Here is a 19,008-nt window from a genome sequence, read left to right on the forward strand (position 1 = left end):
ATACCATACATAATGTGAATTTCAAATAGCAATGATTTTTATACACTGGATGTGCTCATATAAATTGAAGGATAAATATTTTAAAATAAGGTAAAAAACCGTACATTCGAACTTTTAATTGCTTAGAAAATCAGCTATCATGGAACTAATAAAGAAACTATGCGTTTTATCAATGAGGGGACCGATTTTAATGGGCGAATGGTATTTTGAATATGAAATTCAAGTAAATAGACCTGGACTATTAGGGGATATCGCTTCATTGCTTGGTTTGCTTCGTGTCAATATTGTCTCCATAAATGGCGTAGATGAGGCACACCGTGGAATGCTATTATTTACAGACAACGAAGAATCCATTCAACGTTTTATTTCCATTGTATCCACAATGGAAAATATCAATGTAACAAGATTTCGCCAGCCAAAATTGCGAGATCGTTTGGCAGTACGACACGGTCATTATATTCCAAAAGACGCCGATGAAAAAAATACATTTCGCTTTGTCCGTGACGAGCTAGGTATTTTAGTTGATTTTATGGCAGAATTATTTAAAAAAGATGGTCATAAGCTCATTGGAATACGAGGCATGCCGCGTGTAGGGAAAACTGAATCAATTGTTGCAGCTAGCGTTTGTGCGAATAAACGCTGGATATTTATTTCTTCGACAATGATTAAGCAAACAGTTCGAAATACATTGATGGGCGATGAATTTAATGGCAATAATATCTTTATTTTAGATGGGGCAGTGACGCGTCGTTCCACAGATGAGCGACATCAGCAACTAGTGAGAGAAATGATGGGCATGTCTACAATCAAAGTAATCGAACATCCCGATTTATTTGTCCAACATTCACCGTATAAAATAGAAGATTTTGATTACATTATTGAGTTACGTCATCATCCCGATGAAGAAATCACTTATGAAATTATTGAAAAAAATAATGGATTATCTGAATCTGATAATTTTGGAGGATTTGGTGGTTTTAACCTCTAGAGCACAGAGGATGTCGCTACCTTTTCACATAAGGTATAATAGAAAATGAATAAATTAAGAAGTAGGTGTTTTTTTTGACAGAACTAGGAGCTCGCTTGAAAGAAGCGAGATTAGCTAAAGGCTATAGCTTAGATGATCTACAAGAAATTACGAAAATTCAAAAACGGTACTTAATCGGGATTGAAGAAGGCAATTATTCAATTATGCCAGGTTCTTTCTATGTACGAGCATTTATTAAACAATATGCCGAAGCAGTTGGAATCGATGCGGATCAACTATTTATGGAGTATCGAAAAGATGTGCCAGAAGTGCAAAAAGAAGAAGTGGCACAATCCTTTTCACAAAGCCCAAGTCGTCGTAGAATGGCTGCAAGCACTACAAGTAAAACGATGGAGTCCATGCCAAAAATAATGTTCGGTTTATTTTTAATTGTCATTATCGTAGTTATTTGGACATTAACCGTACAAAAATCAGGAAGTATTCCGGATGTAACAGATGATAGTGATAAACCACTTGAATATGAACAAAATAATAAACCAAATAAAGAGACACCAGAAAAACCGCTTGAGCCAATTGAAGAGCCAGATACAGAGCCAGACGAACCAGTCATAACAGAGCCAGTCGAAACACAAGCAATTAGTGCAGGTGTTGTAAATGGAGAAAATACAGTTTATGAAGTTTCAGGAACAGAAACGTTAAATATTCGATTGGAAGTTTCTGGAGATACGTGGTTAGGTATCCGAAGTGAAGCAATTTCAGGTAAAAGAGCAGAAGAACAAATTGAGGCCCGAGTATACAAAGCGGGAGAAGTTGTTGAACATGATTCGACAGCAAATGCGTATGCACGAATTCGATTAGGGAATTCAAAATTGGTAAAAGTATTTGTAAATGATGTAGAATTAGTTTACACACAAGATCGTACTACACAAAACATTATTTTGAAGTTAGTTATGGAACAACAGGGACAATAGTCATCTTTTCAGGTGGCAATTTGCTTTCAAATGAAAGGTGTTAGAAAATGAATATTCCAAATAAGATTACAGTCTCACGCATACTTTTAATCCCAATATTTGTGATTGTAATGATGTTTGATTTCGACTGGGGTAATATGACGCTGTTTGGTGCAGAAATGCAAGTAAACTATTTTGTCGGGGCGTTAATCTTTATTTTTGCTTCAGCAACGGATTGGGTCGATGGTTATTATGCACGTAAATACAATTTAGTTACAAATTTAGGGAAGTTTTTAGATCCGTTAGCGGATAAATTACTCGTTTCAGCAGCATTTATTTTACTTGTTGAAATCGGATTAGCTCCTGCTTGGATTGTCATTATTATTATTTCTCGCGAGTTCGCTGTAACAGGTTTACGCTTAATTTTAGCAGGACAAGGAGAAGTTGTAGCGGCGAATCAACTCGGAAAAATTAAAACGTGGGCACAAATTGTCGCTATTTCAGCTTTAATTTTACACAATACGATTTTTACATTAGTAGGTATTCCATTTGACGTTATTATGCTGTACATTGCATTAATCTTCACAGTATGGTCAGGCTGGGATTATTTCTATATTAATCGTCGTGCATTGCTGGAATCAAAATAAAATCAATTACGCCTTGGCATAATTGCGTCCAGATTTTTTTCGAGCTTGCTCGAAAAACTCCTCTAAAAATCTGTGACATCCGCTCGGGACATTAACTTGATTCAGCTTGGGTTTGAATGCCCGCTAAATTAAGACCATAGTTGGCATTCATCCCCTACTTATAGAAGTGGAGGACTTCTGTTGAAGCAAGGTAAATAAGTGCGCAATTGATATGATACAGTCAAAAAATCATCATTTTGGTCTTAACCGAAATGATGATTTTTGGATTATGCAGTTTCTATAATGGAAAATTGGACAGGATGGTGGAATTTCATGAATGCAGAAGTTATTGCAGTAGGCTCGGAATTATTGCTAGGTCAAATTGCCAATACGAATGCGAAATTTATTTCAAATCAATTATCTGAACTAGGCATTAATGTTTTTTATCATACGGTAGTAGGGGACAATGCGAATCGACTAGTGGAAGTTATTAAAATTGCAGAAAGTCGTGCGGATTTAATTATTTTTTCTGGTGGTCTTGGTCCGACAAAGGATGATTTAACAAAAGAAGTGATTGCAAAGCATTTGAATACCGAATTAATTATGGATGAAGTGGCTCTTCGTTCAATCGAGGCCTTTTTTGCAAAACATCAACAACCAATGACTGAAAATAATCGCAAACAGGCACTTGTTTTAAAAGGGTGTGATGTGCTCGAAAATCGTCATGGGATGGCACCTGGGATGCTGTTAAAAAACGCCAAGCGTACGTATATTTTATTACCTGGACCGCCAAAAGAATTAGAGCCAATGTTCCAGTTCGAAGCGAAGCCTAAACTAGCAGCGAAAATGCATGATGGTGCAGTCATAATATCACATGTCCTACGTTTTTATGGTATTGGTGAAGCCGCATTAGAAGTACAAGTACAAGCGATTTTAGATGACCAATCTAATCCAACAGTGGCGCCACTTGCCTCTGATGGTGAGGTGACGCTTCGTATTACAGCAAAGGCTGAAAATGAGCTAAGCGCTTGGCAATTAATTAACGAGAAAAAACAGCAAATCCTAGCGCTTGTCGGGGACTATCATTACGGCATTGATGATGATTCGCTGGCATCAAAATTAGTAGAACTATTAATGGATAATCACCTGACGATTGCGGTAGCTGAAAGTTTAACAGCAGGTCTATTCCAATCAGAGCTTGCCGAAGTTCCAGGGGTAGGTGGGACACTTGTTGGTGGTGTTGTTACTTATACAGAGCAGGCGAAAATAGAACAATTAGGCATTTCAAAAGCATTACTCGATCAACATAGCGTTGTTAGTAGTGAATGCGCGGCAGCTATGGCAGTACAAGTAAAGGGAAAATTCCAAACGAATATTGGTGTAGGTTTGACTGGTGCAGCCGGTCCTACTGGTCATGGCAATCAACCGGCAGGTACAGTATGGGTAGCGATTTGTATCGGGGATGAACAACCACTCACATATCAATTACACCTTTCTGGCTCGCGCAATACGAATCGACTGCGCGCGGTAAAATTTACGTACAGTTATTTGATGCGCGAATTAGTGAAAAGCGGATATAAAAGGCGCCAAATGTTTAAATAAATCGAGGAAGTTGTCATTTTAAATGAAAAAAGAGGCTTATTTCATAAATTTGAAGCAAAAACCGAAAATACGTTCGCTTTTTTCTTGAATGTTATCTCATTTCCAAGTATAATAGAGACATCAGTAAAAAATAGGCTTTTTTCTTAAGGAGGAAATAGTTTGAGCGATCGTAAAACAGCGTTAGATATGGCGTTAAAACAAATTGAAAAGCAATTCGGTAAAGGCTCTGTGATGAAGTTAGGGGAATCAACAGACCGCAAAATTGAAACATCTTCTTCAGGCTCTATTGCACTTGATACAGCACTTGGTGTTGGTGGATACCCACGTGGACGTATTGTAGAAGTTTATGGACCTGAATCTTCAGGTAAAACAACCGTAACACTTCACGCCATTGCAGAAATTCAAGCAAACGGTGGTACAGCTGCATTTATTGATGCTGAGCACGCATTAGATCCAGTTTATGCACAAAAGCTAGGCGTTAATATTGATGAATTATTATTAGCACAGCCGGATACAGGAGAGCAGGCACTTGAAATTGCCGAGGCGTTAGTGCGTTCAGGCGCAATTGATATTATCGTTATTGACTCAGTAGCTGCATTAGTACCTAAAGCGGAAATTGAGGGTGAAATGGGTGACTCGCACATGGGTCTCCAAGCACGTTTAATGTCTCAAGCGCTACGTAAATTATCAGGTGTTATTAATAAATCAAATACGTTAGCTATTTTCATTAACCAAGTTCGTGAAAAGATTGGGGTAATGTTCGGAAATCCTGAGACAACAACTGGTGGACGCGCGTTAAAGTTCTACTCTTCGATTCGTTTAGAAGTTCGTAGAGGTGAAGCTATTAAGCAAGGTACGGATATTGTTGGAAACAAAACAAAAATTAAAGTTGTAAAAAATAAGGTAGCACCACCATTCCGCACAGCAGAAGTTGATATTATGTACGGTGAAGGGATTTCAAAAGAAGGAGAAATCGTGGACATTGGTGCAGAATTAGATATTATTCAAAAAAGTGGTTCATGGTATTCTTACAATAATGACCGTATTGGCCAAGGCCGTGAGAACGTGAAGCAATTCTTTAAGGAAAATCCAGCAATTCGTGATGAAGTAGCTGAGAAAATCCGCCAAAACTTTGGAATTGGTGAGTTAGGCTATACAATTGGCGCTCATGATCACCAAGATAAAGAAGAGGAAGAATTAGAATTAGACTTATTGAAAGATGAAGAATAAGTAATTCGCATTTTCTCGCGTAATAATATAGAACCTAAATTAAGTAAAAATATCATTTTGACTAACGGTCAAAATGATATTTTTACTTATTAGGCGTTTTTATAAACGGAGGAATCGTTTTACAACATTTGGAATAAGTATTATTACGCAGGAACTTAGATATAAAAATCACATGCAATGCGGCTATTCTTGACATAGCTAAATTGGAATTATACAATTAACATGTATAATTTCTAAATTTTGAAATGAAATAGGCAAAATGTTATTTTCGTAGGACGATTTTGCCGTCTTGAACATCAGACATATGGGCTTAGGAGGAGAATGCTATGATGGAATCAATACTCCTTGTTTTGCTAGGATTCGCTGTCGGTGTTGCTGTTATCTATTTCTACATGAAAAAAGTGAATGAATCAAAAGTGACTGGTGCAAAGCATGTTGCAGAGCAAATCGTTGAAGAGGCGAAACGTGAAGCAGATGCTCTGAAAAAAGAGGCACTACTTGAAGCAAAGGATGAAACTCACAAATTTCGTACTGAAGCAGAAAATGACATCCGTGACCGTCGTGGAGAGCTTCAGAAACAAGAGAACCGTTTATTGCAAAGAGAAGAAAATCTTGACCGCAAAGATGATGCTCTGAACAAAAGAGAGACAAGCTTGGAGCGTAAAGATGAAGCGCTAACAAGCAGACAACAGCATATTGAACAGATGGAAAGCAAAGTGGAAGAACTGGTTGCAAGTCAAAAGACAGAGCTTGAGCGCATTGCAGCACTTACTCGTGAGGCAGCGAAGGAAATCATTCTGAAGGAAGTTGAAAAAGAGCTTTCAACAGATATCGCAGTCATGACGAAAGAATCTGAAACGCGTGCGAAAGAGGACTCTGACAAAAAAGCGCGTGAAATTTTATCGCTTGCTTTACAACGTTTTGCAGCGGATCACGTTGCAGAAACAACAGTGTCGGTTGTAAACTTACCGAACGATGAGATGAAAGGTCGTATTATCGGACGTGAAGGACGAAATATTCGTACACTGGAAACGCTTACGGGCATCGATTTAATTATTGATGATACACCAGAAGCAGTGATTTTATCTGGTTTCGATCCAATTCGCCGTGAAACAGCACGTCTAGCGCTTGAAAAATTAGTGCAAGATGGTCGTATTCACCCAGCGCGTATCGAAGAAATGGTTGAAAAATCTCGCCGTGAAGTGGATGAACAAATCCGTGAAACGGGAGAGCAAACAACATTTGAAGTCGGTATACACAACTTACACCCAGATCTAATGAAAATTCTTGGGCGTATGAAATACCGTACAAGTTATGGTCAAAACGTCTTGAAGCACTCGATTGAGGTTGCGCATTTAGCAGGCTTACTTGCTGCCGAGCTAGGTGAAGATGTGACATTAGCACGTCGAGCTGGCTTATTGCATGACATTGGAAAAGCTATTGACCATGAAGTAGAAGGTAGTCACGTAGAAATTGGTGTAGAGTTAGCAACGAAGTATAAAGAGCATCCAGTTGTCATTAACTCGATTGCATCTCACCACGGAGATACAGAAGCAACATCTGTAATTGCAGTGCTTGTTGCGGCAGCCGACGCATTATCAGCGGCTCGTCCAGGTGCTCGAAGTGAAACGCTTGAAAACTACATTCGTCGCCTTGAAAAGCTTGAAGAAATTTCTGAAAGCTATGAAGGTGTTGAAAAATCATTTGCGATTCAAGCAGGCCGTGAAGTACGTATTATCGTACAGCCAGAGAAAATTGATGATCTGGCTTCACATCGTTTAGCGCGTGATATTCGAAAACGAATTGAAGAAGAGTTGGATTACCCAGGGCATATTAAAGTCACAGTAATCCGTGAAACGCGTGCTGTCGAATATGCAAAATAATTCATTATATTTTATCTTCTAATTGTGGCAACGGATCAATGCCAATAGCCCATTTTACGCAGGAAATATTATAACAATGCGCAATTATACTGAATAATAGCGAAACACCCATTTGACTTTTTACTATCAAATGGGTGTTTTTTCTGCGTTTCTTAATGCAATATACAAAAAAATCACATAGAAATTGAGGGGGGGTTGTAATATTTTTTGATTTTATGAATATTATTGATAGTTCAATTCTATAATAAATAGTAAATCTATAATGTGGTTATATAACCATAAGATGGTTAATTTCTGTGGAAAAGCGTCTTTACAGTAAGGAAGGATTTGTTAATCAAATAGGAACTTAAAGGGGTAATACAATGGTCGATTCACATAGTCACCTGTTATGGAATGTTGATGATGGTCCAAAAAGTAAGGAACAAGCTTTACGCGTTGTTGAACAAATAATAAAAGCCGGTGTAACAGATATTATTTCTACCTCACATTTTATGCATCCACAATTTCATGTTGATGTAGCAGCTACAACAAAAGGTATCCAACAATTGCAAGAGGAGTTATTAAAAAATCAACTGCCGCTAACGATCCATACAGGACATGAGGTGCGATTACATGATAAATTAATCTCCTATTATTCGATGCAGCAAATCTTTACATTAGCAAAATCAAATTATCTTCTAATCGAACTCCCATCCTATTCTGTGCCACATTACACAATAAAAATCATCCAACTACTACGAGAAAAGGGGATTACCCCGATCATTGCCCACCCTGAGCGTAATAAAGTGTTCCAAGACAATCCAACAAAATTAGAACAATACGTATATGCAGGCGCCACAACCCAACTGACTGCGGGCAGTTTAACAGGACAATTCGGAAGGACCGTTCAAAAATTTGCTTTAAATTTAGTAAAAGCAAACTTAGTGCATACGTATGGTTCTGATGTGCATAATGATACGACGCGCCCATTTTTATTTAATGAGGGGCTCTTTTATTTAGAGAAGAAAAAAGAAGGAAATGCGGCAGATATTCTCCTTGAAAATAACACGAGAATCCTAAAGAATGAACCGTTTATTTACCATGACCCAGAGAAAGTAGAATCTATGAAATGGTGGAAAATAATCTGAAAAATAGATTGGGACGAATAAAATACTATAAAATCACATAAATATAAAGATACCTAATAGATTGATTTGTTCATACAATTCTCGGAGGGGTACGATGAAAAAAGCTTATAAAATTGTAGCAATACTAACAATGGCAATCATTGGCGTGATTGTTATTGTATTTTCTACAATCTATCACGACATTAAAACGACAGCACATGAAATATATATACCAGTAATTGCTGAGTTACCTGCATCTAGGGAAGAGGAAATAGATATTGAAATAGGCGAACCTTTTGCAGCACTTATTTTAGGGGTCGATGAACGGCAAGGAGATAGAGGTCGTTCAGACACAATGATTGTTTTAACGGTGAATCCTTCACTAGAAACAACAAAACTATTAAGTATTCCACGTGATTCGTATACGGAAATTATCGGGAAAAACGTTCAAGATAAAATTAATCATGCATATGCCTTTGGCGGAATTGAAATGTCAGTGAAAACCGTGGAACATCTGTTAGATATTCCGATTGATTACGTAGCAAAAATTAATATGGAAAGCTTTGTTGAACTGATTGACATTGTTGGAGATATTCCGGTTGAAAATAAATTAGACTTTGAATACGAAGGGCAGCATTTTCAAAAAGGTCCATTGCAGCTTGATGGTGAAAGTGCATTGAAATATGTTCGAATGCGCTATGACGATCCAGAAGGGGATTTTGGTAGACAAAATCGGCAAAAGGAAATTATTCAAGGGGTCATGAAAAATAGTCTGCATGTTAATACCGTTTTAAATTATAAATCGATATTAAAAACATTAGAAAACCATGTTGAAACGAATGTAAAGCTAGATGAAATGCTAGTGATACGCAAAAATTATTCGAATAGCCTTAAAAATATCGAACAGCATTATTTAAAAAATGGTACAGGAAAAAAGATGAACGGCATTTATTATTATTTATTAAATGATACAGAACTTGAATTATTACAAGGAACATTAAAAAAACATTTAGAAATCGATTAACTTGCTTCAGCAGAAGTTCTCCATTTCTATATGTGTGTGGAATGAATGCTGAATATCCCTGTAATTTAACGGGTTCTACCCTAGGCTAAATCAAGTTATAGCCCCTGCCGGATGTCCCAGTTTTTGGGTGATCTTTTCGAGCATGCTCGAAAAAAATCTGGATGCAATTGCAACGAAGCGCAATTGATAGTAGAAAACTCTAGCCAATCCGTAGCAAATGATACTCCCTACTAGACGACGCCATAAAACACCCAATCTCAATAATCACACTCGAATAACTACTACTATCCTACACAAGTATCCTGAAAGTCTAATCTATTACTAATAAAACCGATAAACTTGAAATGAGTGAGAATGTGGTCAATAAATTAATTGCAAATATGAGTTTAGATGAATCGTTAATTGGAATAAATATAAATTGGACTAAGTATTTTCCGACAGTAGCACTCATACACAGGCATTTAGAAAATGTTACTGAGCAATTAAATGGCTGGGTAGATAACCCGTTACAGCAAAGCCCGAAACTAATTCATGAAATTAATAAAACTGCATGTGAAATTAAATCAAACGCGGATGTATTAGTGGTGATCGGGATTGGTGGTTCATATTTAGGGGCAAAGGCGGTACAAGATGCCTTAACACCGTATTTTGGACTTCAAGAAAATGGAGTTGAAGTGCTCTATGTTGGTCATAATTTGAGTGGCACCTATATGAAACAACTAGTAAATAATCTTAATAATAAAGAAGTTTATATAAATGTCATTTCAAAGTCTGGTGAAACGATGGAAACGATGCTAGCCTTTCGCGTACTTCGAAACTATATGAAAGATAGATATGGCAATGCTCACGAAAATCGAATCATCGTCACAACAGATGCCAAAAGTGGGCATTTGAGAAAGATTGCAGACCAAAATCAATATCGAACATTTGCGATTCCCTCCAATATTGGTGGACGTTATTCCGTATTAACACCTGCTGGATTACTTCCGATTGCTGCTGCAGGAATTAATATTGACCAATTATTAGTTGGCGCAAGAGATGCTACCATTCATTTTAAGGAAGTGCAAGTAGAGCGCAATATGGCTTACCGCTATGCCGTTATTCGATATGAGCTCTATAAGAAGGGCTTTCAAATGGAATTACTCGCATGTTTTGAACCTTCTTTAGCAAAATTACAGGAGTGGTGGCAGCAATTGTTTGCTGAAAGTGAAGGCAAGGAACAAAAAGGGCTATTTCCTAGTTCTATTTGTTATTCTACTGATTTGCATTCAATTGGTCAGTTTATTCAAGATGGGAGCCCGATATTGTTTGAAACGATGCTTCATTTTAATGAAGTTGATATGGATTATTTCCTGCCAATTGAAGGACGGGATGAGGATGCACTCAATTATTTAACCTATAAAAGTTTTAATGAAATCAATGCGGTTGCTAAAGAAGGTGTGACCGCTGCTCATGCTGATGCAGGTGTCCCAATTATTCAGATTCATCTAAAAAAACTCGATGCGTATCATTTAGGATTTCTTTTATATTTTTTTATGAAGGCATGTGCAATGAGCGCCTATTTATTAAAAGTAAATCCATTTGATCAACCTGGAGTGGAGCATTATAAAATCAAAACGTTAGAATTGCTCATCAATAGCGTTGTTTATAAAAGCTAAAGATGTTTTATTTTCGTAAGTATATGCGGATGTTATTTGTACACCTGAAAATCGAGATGGCTTAGCAAACTTAACAGATGTAGAAATAATCGCTACGACAATCTAAAATAGGGGGCTTATTAGATGAAAAAGAGATTCGAAGTACACACACATACTGCCTATTCACATGATAGTTTGTTAAATAAATGGTTGTATTTATTTATGTTAAAGCGCAGAGGGATCGATGTGGTAGCGATTACAGACCATAATGAAATTGATGGGGCACTGCGTTATCGCGAATTTTTAGAGAAATACAACATATCCGTGGTGATTGGAGAAGAAATTTTTACAGAAAAAGGCGAGGTCATTGGCCTGTTTCTTAAGCAAAAAATTGAGCCAGGATTACCCGTTAGAGAAACGATGTTACAAATTAAGGAGCAAGGCGGACTTGTGTATATTCCGCATCCATATGATGAAGAAAGATATAAAACAGTATTACCGGAAATCGAAATAAGTAAAAATATCGATTTAATCGATATTATTGAAATTCATAATGGAAGAAATACACAAAGTTATTTTTCAGAAAAACAGTTGTCAATCGCAAAAAAATACCCAAAAGCGCATCGATTAGTCGGAAGTGATGCGCATACCTTTATTGAGCTTGGACGCAATTACAATTTGATTCCTAAATTTCAAAATGCAGATCAATTCATGCGTAATCTCCAATTTGTTGTGCATGTGAAGCAGCCTTCTATTCCGCAGGCATATAAAATTACTAAATGGGTGAAGATTTTAAAGAAATTAAGACAAGGACATTTTGCTGAAGTGAAAATTATGGTTTTTGGAAAAGTAAATCAAAGGATTGACTGAAGTGAGAGGTGTTGTGGAGGTAAACGAGCTGAAATATTTGAAAAGCACACATCATTTAATGATCAATCTCTCAGAGAAATCTTGAATACGAAAAAAATAAAAGATTACTCTTTGAATTTTTGAAGGGTAATTTTTTTATAATATTTTTGTTGAATATTGGCGTTGTGGGAGTGGTATTTAATCTATTGGCAAAGCTACATTAATAGTCGACGAACAATAAGTGGATTAATTTATTTCCACTACCAAATCTCAGAGTGGTTTGCGTTTTCGATCATTTAAATGCTAAAATAAATGCTACAAGATAGAAAGTGTGGTTATATAAATGAAGGTTTTATTTATCGGCGATATCGTCGGTTCGATAGGTCGTGACGCAGTAGAGAAATACTTACCGCGTCTAAAGAAAAAGTATGCAATAGATGTTGTCATTGCAAACGGCGAAAATGCTGCAGCAGGTCGCGGTATTACACGTTCAATTTATAATGATTTATTACAAATGGGTGTGGATGTCATAACGATGGGAAACCATACGTGGGACAACAAAGATATATTTGATTTTATTGATGATGCGGATTATTTAATTCGTCCAGCGAACTTTTCAAAAGATGCACCGGGTAAGGGTATGGTACAAGTATCGAAAAATGGCGTAACGATTTCTGTAATTAATTTACATGGTCGCGTATTCCTCCCACCTCATGAAGATCCATTTGCGATGGCAGAGGATTTAGTAGCGGCAGCACGCAAAACGTCCCCATTAGTATTTGTCGATTTCCACGCTGAAGCAACGAGTGAGAAGATTGCACTTGGATGGCATTTAGATGGCCGTGCATCAGTTGTTGTAGGTACGCATACGCATGTACAAACAGCTGACAATCGCATTTACCCAGGTGGGACAGCGTATATTACCGATGTTGGAATGACTGGACCGTACGATGAAATTCTTGGTATGGGAAAAGAAAATGTCCTGTATAAATTCCAAACGAATATGCCGGCGCGTTATGAAGTGCCGAAACAGGGCCGTGAAGTATTAAGTGCATTTTTTGTCGAGTTAGATGATAAAACAGGGAAAGCCATACGTCACGAACGTGTTTATATTAATGAAGACAATCCGTTTCAGCCATAAATAAAACATATAAAATTTAACTTAATCAAACACCTTTCGTTGAATAGAATGGGCCTTATCCCTTCATCTAACGCGAAGGTGTTTTTTCTATTAAACAACTCTTTAAAATACGGATGCAAATATGAAGAGGCGTAATTGATTGTTTTGTACCGAACGAAAGTGAATTACAGTATATTGAAGGAAATTTGAAACAACATTTTTCGATATAGGAATAAATTATAGCTACATTGAACAGTATTAAATGAGAGTTACATTGTTGAATAATTTTTCCTAATTCTTATTAGGTCGTACTATAGACGGCTTTCAATGATCGAGGTGGAAACAATCTAAAATGGTAAAATCACTTTCTTGGATAACTGTTATTTTGTTGATGACACTTATCTTCTACTTTTCTCAACAATCAGTCGCAATTTCTAATGATCTGAGCTTAGGTATAACAGAACGTATTATTGAAACTGTTGGAAAAGTTGTACCTATAGAAGATGTGCCTATCGATACGATTAATCATGTCGTCAGGAAAAATGCTCACTTCTTTATTTATTTTATTCTTGGTATTTTGCTGCAAAACGCACTAAAGAGAAGTGGTCTAAATGGATATCGCAATGTAGGGATTGCGCTCATCTTTTGTATAACTTACGCCATTTTCGATGAAGTTCATCAGTTATTTGTCGCTGGTAGGGGAGCTCAAGTAAAGGACGTATTGATCGATAGCGCAGGTGCCGCTACTGGCATTATTGTATCATCACTATTCAGTTCGATCGCAAAACGTAAAACTACTCGTTCCATACAAATACCTAGTAAAGATACCTTGTAAGAAAGTAAAAATCTCTTATCGTCCTGTAATAGGGTTGTAGGGGATTTTTTTGTTTTCATAAAACCGTCAATTATTGATTATGAATATAGTTTAAATATAATTCATAAAATACTAAAAACGGTCATGATGAAAGATCTTTTATTAAAAACCGAGTTGGGGGTATACGGATGAATATCCTAGTTACTGGTGGTGCTGGATATATAGGTGTACACACATGTGTTGTATTACTGGAAAAAGGGCATACCGTCATTGTTGCTGATAATCTTTGCAATAGTAAAGCTGATAGCATAAATAAAGTGCGTCAAATTACGCGTAAGGAAATTACTTTTTATAACATCGATGTGACAGATGAGCAAGCGTTGGAAACTATTTTTTTGCAACATAAAATAGATAGTGTCATCCATTTTGCGGGTTTAAAAGCAGTAGGTGAATCTGTAAAGCTACCATTAGATTATTATTTTAATAACGTTGTTAGTACATTGTTACTTGCTAAAGTTTGTTTGAAACATCAAGTGAATCGATTCATATTTAGTTCATCGGCAACCGTTTATGGTAATAACACGGTGCCATTTGTAGAAACTTTGGATCCTTTGCCTACAACCAATCCATATGGAGAAACGAAAGCGATGAGTGAGCGGGTTTTAACGGATATTGCAAGAACGAATCCCTCATTCTCCGTATCTCTACTTAGATATTTCAATCCAATTGGAGCCCATCAGAGTGGATTAATTGGTGAGGATCCGAACGGAATTCCGAATAATTTAATGCCATATATCACTCAAGTAGCGAAAGGGAAACTAGAGAAATTGATGGTTTTTGGCAACGACTTTTTTACAGTAGATGGCACAGGTGTTCGCGATTATATTCATGTTATGGATCTAGCGGAAGGGCATGTAGCAGCACTAGATAACCTTACAGAAGGTGTTCATATTTATAATTTAGGAACTGGGCAAGGCACGAGTGTTTTACAACTAATCGAAGCATTTGAAGAGGCGAATGGGGTTGGCATACCTTATGAAATCGTTGACCGTAGACCCGGTGATATTGCTTCTAGCTATGCGAATGTATTAAAAGCTAAACGCGAATTGGGCTGGATTGCAAAACATAATATTAAAGCGATGTGCAGGGATGCGTGGCGATTTGAAAAAAATATAGAGCAATTAAGGGTGCGGTAAATAATTGATTACATTAGTGAGTAGTACTGTAAGCCAGGCAATATTATTCAACAATTGGTATCAGTTGGTAAATATACACGCAAAATTTTTAATTAACTCTTTTAGTAATAAAACATATAAGGAATATAGCTCGATAGTTTAATCATATAATCTAAATAACGCATAATAATACTATTTATTATTATATGGGAGGTGACTAAACAGTGAATTACACCGCTAGGTATACTTTATTTTTTATTCTAGATTCACTAATCGTGTTATCAGCCATTTTTATTAGCTACTTGTTATTACACCCTACTCTAAATATTTCTTCCGATTCATTAATCATACTGAGTTCAATAACTCTATTAATTAGTCACCATATTATGGCCTACTTCTTCCAATTGTATAATCGTATTTGGAGTTTAGCGTCAGTTAGGGAATTAATGACAATAGGTTATGCGGTTACTATTTCTGTTTTGACCGCAAGTATGTTGCAATTTTTAATAAAAGGGGATATTTACTTACGTGTAATGGTTATTACATGGCTATTGCACATTGTATTAATTGGTGGTTCACGCTTTTTATTAAGAATTTTACATGACCGAAATTCATTTAAACCTCATGGCAATTTAAAACGAGTTTTAATTATCGGGGCTGGAGAAGCGGGTACAATGCTCTTGCGCAGTATTAAGCGAAATTCATCAGAATATCAAGTGGTAGCATTTGTTGATGATGATCGAAATAAAAAAGATTTAAAACTATTAGATGTTAAAGTATGTGGGACTACGAAAGATATACCCCGTATTGTACAGGATAAAAGGATTGAAGAAATTATTTTGGCGATTCCGTCTCTTAATAAAAGGGATATCCGAGAAATTTATACGCGCTGTTTAGAGACGAAAGCAACGATAAAAATCATGCCAAAAATTGAGGATGTTATGACAGGGAAAGTTTCGGTTAATGATATGCAGGAAATAAAAATCGAAGATCTACTAGGCCGTGAAGAAATAAAGCTCGATATGTTGGCACTCACCAATAATCTTACAAATAAAATTATCCTCGTAACAGGTGCTGGTGGCTCGATAGGTTCAGAAATTTGTCGACAAGTAGCACAATTCCAACCAAAAAATATAATTCTACTAGGGCACGGAGAAAACTCAATATATAAAATCCATATGGAGTTATCGGAAAAAAAAGAATTTACAAACACAGATTTCGTTCCAATTATTGCAGATGTACAGGATAGAGAACGGATTTTTGAAGTGGTTAAACAGTTTCAACCAGATGTAATTTATCATGCGGCTGCTCATAAACATGTACCACTGATGGAATGTAACCCACGTGAAGCGGTGAAAAATAATATTTTTGGGACAAAAAATGTAGCAGAATCAGCACATACATTTGGTGTTTCCAATTTTGTGATGATTTCAACTGATAAAGCAGTAAACCCTCCAAATGTAATGGGAGCAACGAAGCGGATCGCTGAAATGATTATTCAAAATTTAGCAACACACAGTCAAACGAACTTTGCGGCAGTTCGTTTTGGTAATGTACTTGGCTCGCGTGGAAGTGTAATACTAAGGTTTAAAGCGCAAATTGCTGCAGGAGGCCCCGTCACCGTTACACACCCGGAAATGACTCGATATTTTATGACCATACCAGAGGCATCCAGGCTTGTATTGCAGGCTGGTGCATTGGCACACGGAGGAGAAGTATTCGTACTCGATATGGGCGAACCATTGAAAATTGTAGATTTAGCGAAAAATTTGATTCGCTTATCCGGCTTAACAGAAGAAGAAATTGAAATTGAATTCTCTGGTATCCGTCCAGGTGAAAAAATGTATGAGGAATTGTTAAATGCAGCAGAAATACAGGAAGAACATGTCTATCCAAAAATCCATGTAGGCAAAGCGAATTGTATGGATGAAATTCAATTAATGTCCTTCCTAACAGAATTAGAAACTCTTGACCCGTTAGAAATTAAACAAAGAATCATTGATGTTGCTAATGGAAGGTGGTCTTTAAAAAAGAAAGTAATACAATTGCCTAACCTGCAAGTGTAAATTTCCTTCAATAAGCTTAAAACATATTTATTAAATGAAAATCAAGGAGTTGTAACCGCCTTGTACATGATTGTAAAAAGATCGCTCGATATTATATTTTCTTTCGCTTCATTAATCGTATTATTCCCATTATTTTTAATGTTAATTACTATCATCAAACTAGATTCGAAAGGTCCAGTACTATTTAAACAAAAGAGAGTAGGTATTCATAAAAGTCATTTTACAATTTTCAAGTTTCGAACGATGAAAATCGATACGCCTGAGAATACACCTACCCATCTATTGGAAAACCCGGAACAGTACCTAACTAAAATAGGGAAGTTCTTAAGAAAAACGAGTTTAGATGAATTGCCTCAAATTTTGAATATATTTATTGGACATATAAGTCTTATTGGACCTCGACCAGCGCTATGGAATCAATATGATTTAATTGCTGAACGTGATAAGTATGGTGCTAATGATGTGCTACCAGGTTTAACGGGATGGGCTCAAATTAATGGTAGAGATGAACTGACTATTGAAAACAAGGCGAAGCTAGATGGAGAGTACGTAAGGAGAATAGGTCTTTGGATGGATGTAAAGTGTTTCTTTGGGACGATTATTAGATTATTTACAACAAATGGGATTGTTGAAGGTGGTACGGGAGCTATTAAATCTAAATGAAGTTTGAAGGATAATTGAACTACAATCGATCTAGAAGTTGGAGGTTAATCTTCATATGAAACTGCTTGTTATCTGCCAGTATTACTATCCTGAGCCATTTCGTATATCAGATATATGTGAATCACTAGTGGAAAAAGGTCATAATGTGACAGTTTTAACAGGACTCCCAAATTATCCTGAGGGAAAAGTACTTTATGATTATCGCTATGGGAAAAAGAGAAAAGAAGTTATTAATGGTGTAAAAGTAATAAGGAGTTTTGAAATTGGCCGAGGAAGCAGTAAAGTAACCCTTTTCTTAAATTATTTTAGCTTTGCCTTATCCGCTTCAGTTAAGACCCTATTTATGAAAGGAAAGTTTGATGCGATATTAGTAAATCAACTTTCGCCAATTATTATGGGGGTTCCTGCAATCGTTTATAAAAAGAGGCATAAGAAAAAGATGTTACTTTATTGCCTCGATTTATGGCCCGCTAGTTTAACTGCCGGTGGTATAAAAGAAGGTTCAATAATCTATAAGTTGTTTTTTTGTATTTCAAAGTGGATTTATAGTTCTGCAGATTATGTAGCGGTTAGCTCGGGTATGTTTAAAAATTATCTTAAAGAAACGATAGGAATAAATAGTGAATCAATTCTTTATATGCCGCAATATGCTGAAACAATATTTACAGAAAAAGTGGAAGCAGAAAGTTGTAATGAATTCAATTTTGTATTTGCTGGAAATATAGGAGAAATGCAAAGTGTCGAAACGATTGTAAAGGCTGCATATGAGTTAAGTAATCACTCTGGTATTACTTTTCACATAGTTGGAGATGGCTCTAAATTAGAGGAATGTAAGCTTCTTAGTAAAAGTTTAGGACTGCATAATATTACTTTTTATGGAAGAAAACCACTGGGTGAAATGCCAAAATATTATGGAATGGCAGATGCAATGTTAATTACATTAAAAGATGATGAATTTATTTCGTCTACATTACCAGGAAAAATCCAATCTTATATGGCCGCTAGTAAACCTATAATCGGGGCAATTAATGGTGAAACAAATCAAGTAATTAAAGCAGCAGAATGTGGTTTGTGTTGTGAGGCGGAAAATTATAAAGAGTTAGCAAATTTAATATTGCAGTTTTGTAGAAGTAGTAAAAAGGACGAAATGGCTAACAATGCATATGACTATTACTATGAACACTATAGCAAAGAACAATTTATGTCGGTGCTAGAAAACACTTTACTCAAATTGAATGTTTAACAACGGGATGGTATAAGAGGTGAGAAGATTGG

General features: G+C 36.4%; 16 protein-coding genes. All 16 read left to right on the top strand.

Going from position 1 to position 19,008, the window contains the following annotated elements:
• Positions 1-190: 190 nt before the first annotated feature.
• The 16 genes from CSE16_RS04805 (at position 191) to CSE16_RS04880 (ending at position 18,976) form a co-directional block, all read left to right on the top strand.
• On the top strand, positions 191-988 hold the full coding sequence (locus tag CSE16_RS04805; RefSeq protein WP_099422845.1) for a DUF3388 domain-containing protein: 798 nt from the start codon (positions 191-193) through the stop codon (positions 986-988).
• A 74-nt stretch (positions 989-1,062) separates the two neighbouring features.
• Complete coding sequence (locus CSE16_RS04810) at positions 1,063-1,959, top strand: helix-turn-helix domain-containing protein (protein WP_099422846.1); 897 nt, start codon at positions 1,063-1,065, stop codon at positions 1,957-1,959.
• A gap of 47 nt (positions 1,960-2,006) precedes the next feature.
• Complete coding sequence (gene pgsA, locus CSE16_RS04815) at positions 2,007-2,585, top strand: CDP-diacylglycerol--glycerol-3-phosphate 3-phosphatidyltransferase (protein WP_099422847.1); 579 nt, start codon at positions 2,007-2,009, stop codon at positions 2,583-2,585.
• A gap of 312 nt (positions 2,586-2,897) precedes the next feature.
• Positions 2,898-4,166, top strand: a complete 1,269-nt coding sequence (locus tag CSE16_RS04820; protein ID WP_099422848.1) for a competence/damage-inducible protein A — start codon at positions 2,898-2,900, stop codon at positions 4,164-4,166.
• Positions 4,167-4,325: 159 nt separating this feature from the next.
• Positions 4,326-5,396: a recombinase RecA gene (gene recA, locus CSE16_RS04825; RefSeq protein WP_099422849.1), complete on the top strand. Its 1,071-nt coding sequence runs from the start codon at positions 4,326-4,328 to the stop codon at positions 5,394-5,396.
• 329 nt (positions 5,397-5,725) lie between these two features.
• Positions 5,726-7,279: a ribonuclease Y gene (rny, locus tag CSE16_RS04830; RefSeq protein WP_099425751.1), complete on the top strand. Its 1,554-nt coding sequence runs from the start codon at positions 5,726-5,728 to the stop codon at positions 7,277-7,279.
• A 362-nt stretch (positions 7,280-7,641) separates the two neighbouring features.
• Entirely contained in the window at positions 7,642-8,406 is a 765-nt protein-coding gene (locus CSE16_RS04835; protein ID WP_099422850.1) for a tyrosine-protein phosphatase, read from the top strand.
• Positions 8,407-8,500: 94 nt separating this feature from the next.
• Positions 8,501-9,409, top strand: a complete 909-nt coding sequence (locus CSE16_RS04840; protein WP_099422851.1) for an LCP family glycopolymer transferase — start codon at positions 8,501-8,503, stop codon at positions 9,407-9,409.
• 356 nt (positions 9,410-9,765) lie between these two features.
• Positions 9,766-11,067, top strand: a complete 1,302-nt coding sequence (locus CSE16_RS04845; protein ID WP_253896168.1) for a glucose-6-phosphate isomerase — start codon at positions 9,766-9,768, stop codon at positions 11,065-11,067.
• A gap of 123 nt (positions 11,068-11,190) precedes the next feature.
• The gene (locus CSE16_RS04850; protein WP_099422852.1) at positions 11,191-11,916 is read left to right on the top strand and encodes a PHP domain-containing protein; all 726 of its coding nucleotides are present in this window, start codon (positions 11,191-11,193) and stop codon (positions 11,914-11,916) included.
• Positions 11,917-12,238: 322 nt separating this feature from the next.
• Positions 12,239-13,036, top strand: a complete 798-nt coding sequence (locus CSE16_RS04855) for a TIGR00282 family metallophosphoesterase (RefSeq protein ID WP_099422853.1) — start codon at positions 12,239-12,241, stop codon at positions 13,034-13,036.
• Between the two features lie 331 nt (positions 13,037-13,367).
• Positions 13,368-13,850 carry a VanZ family protein gene (locus tag CSE16_RS04860; protein WP_099422854.1) on the top strand — a complete coding sequence of 161 codons (483 nt, stop codon included), beginning with the start codon at positions 13,368-13,370 and terminating at the stop codon, positions 13,848-13,850.
• 167 nt (positions 13,851-14,017) lie between these two features.
• On the top strand, positions 14,018-15,025 hold the full coding sequence (gene galE / locus CSE16_RS04865) for a UDP-glucose 4-epimerase GalE (protein ID WP_099422855.1): 1,008 nt from the start codon (positions 14,018-14,020) through the stop codon (positions 15,023-15,025).
• Positions 15,026-15,228: 203 nt separating this feature from the next.
• Positions 15,229-17,070 carry a polysaccharide biosynthesis protein gene (locus CSE16_RS04870; RefSeq protein ID WP_099422856.1) on the top strand — a complete coding sequence of 614 codons (1,842 nt, stop codon included), beginning with the start codon at positions 15,229-15,231 and terminating at the stop codon, positions 17,068-17,070.
• 60 nt (positions 17,071-17,130) lie between these two features.
• A complete protein-coding gene (locus tag CSE16_RS04875) occupies positions 17,131-17,733 on the top strand; it encodes a sugar transferase (RefSeq protein WP_099422857.1) in 603 nt (200 codons plus the stop codon).
• Between the two features lie 55 nt (positions 17,734-17,788).
• Complete coding sequence (locus tag CSE16_RS04880; RefSeq protein WP_099422858.1) at positions 17,789-18,976, top strand: glycosyltransferase family 4 protein; 1,188 nt, start codon at positions 17,789-17,791, stop codon at positions 18,974-18,976.
• Positions 18,977-19,008: the final 32 nt, after the last annotated feature.

The sequence above is a fragment of the Solibacillus sp. R5-41 genome (genome assembly GCF_002736105.1).
Lineage (GTDB): Bacteria > Bacillota > Bacilli > Bacillales_A > Planococcaceae > Solibacillus.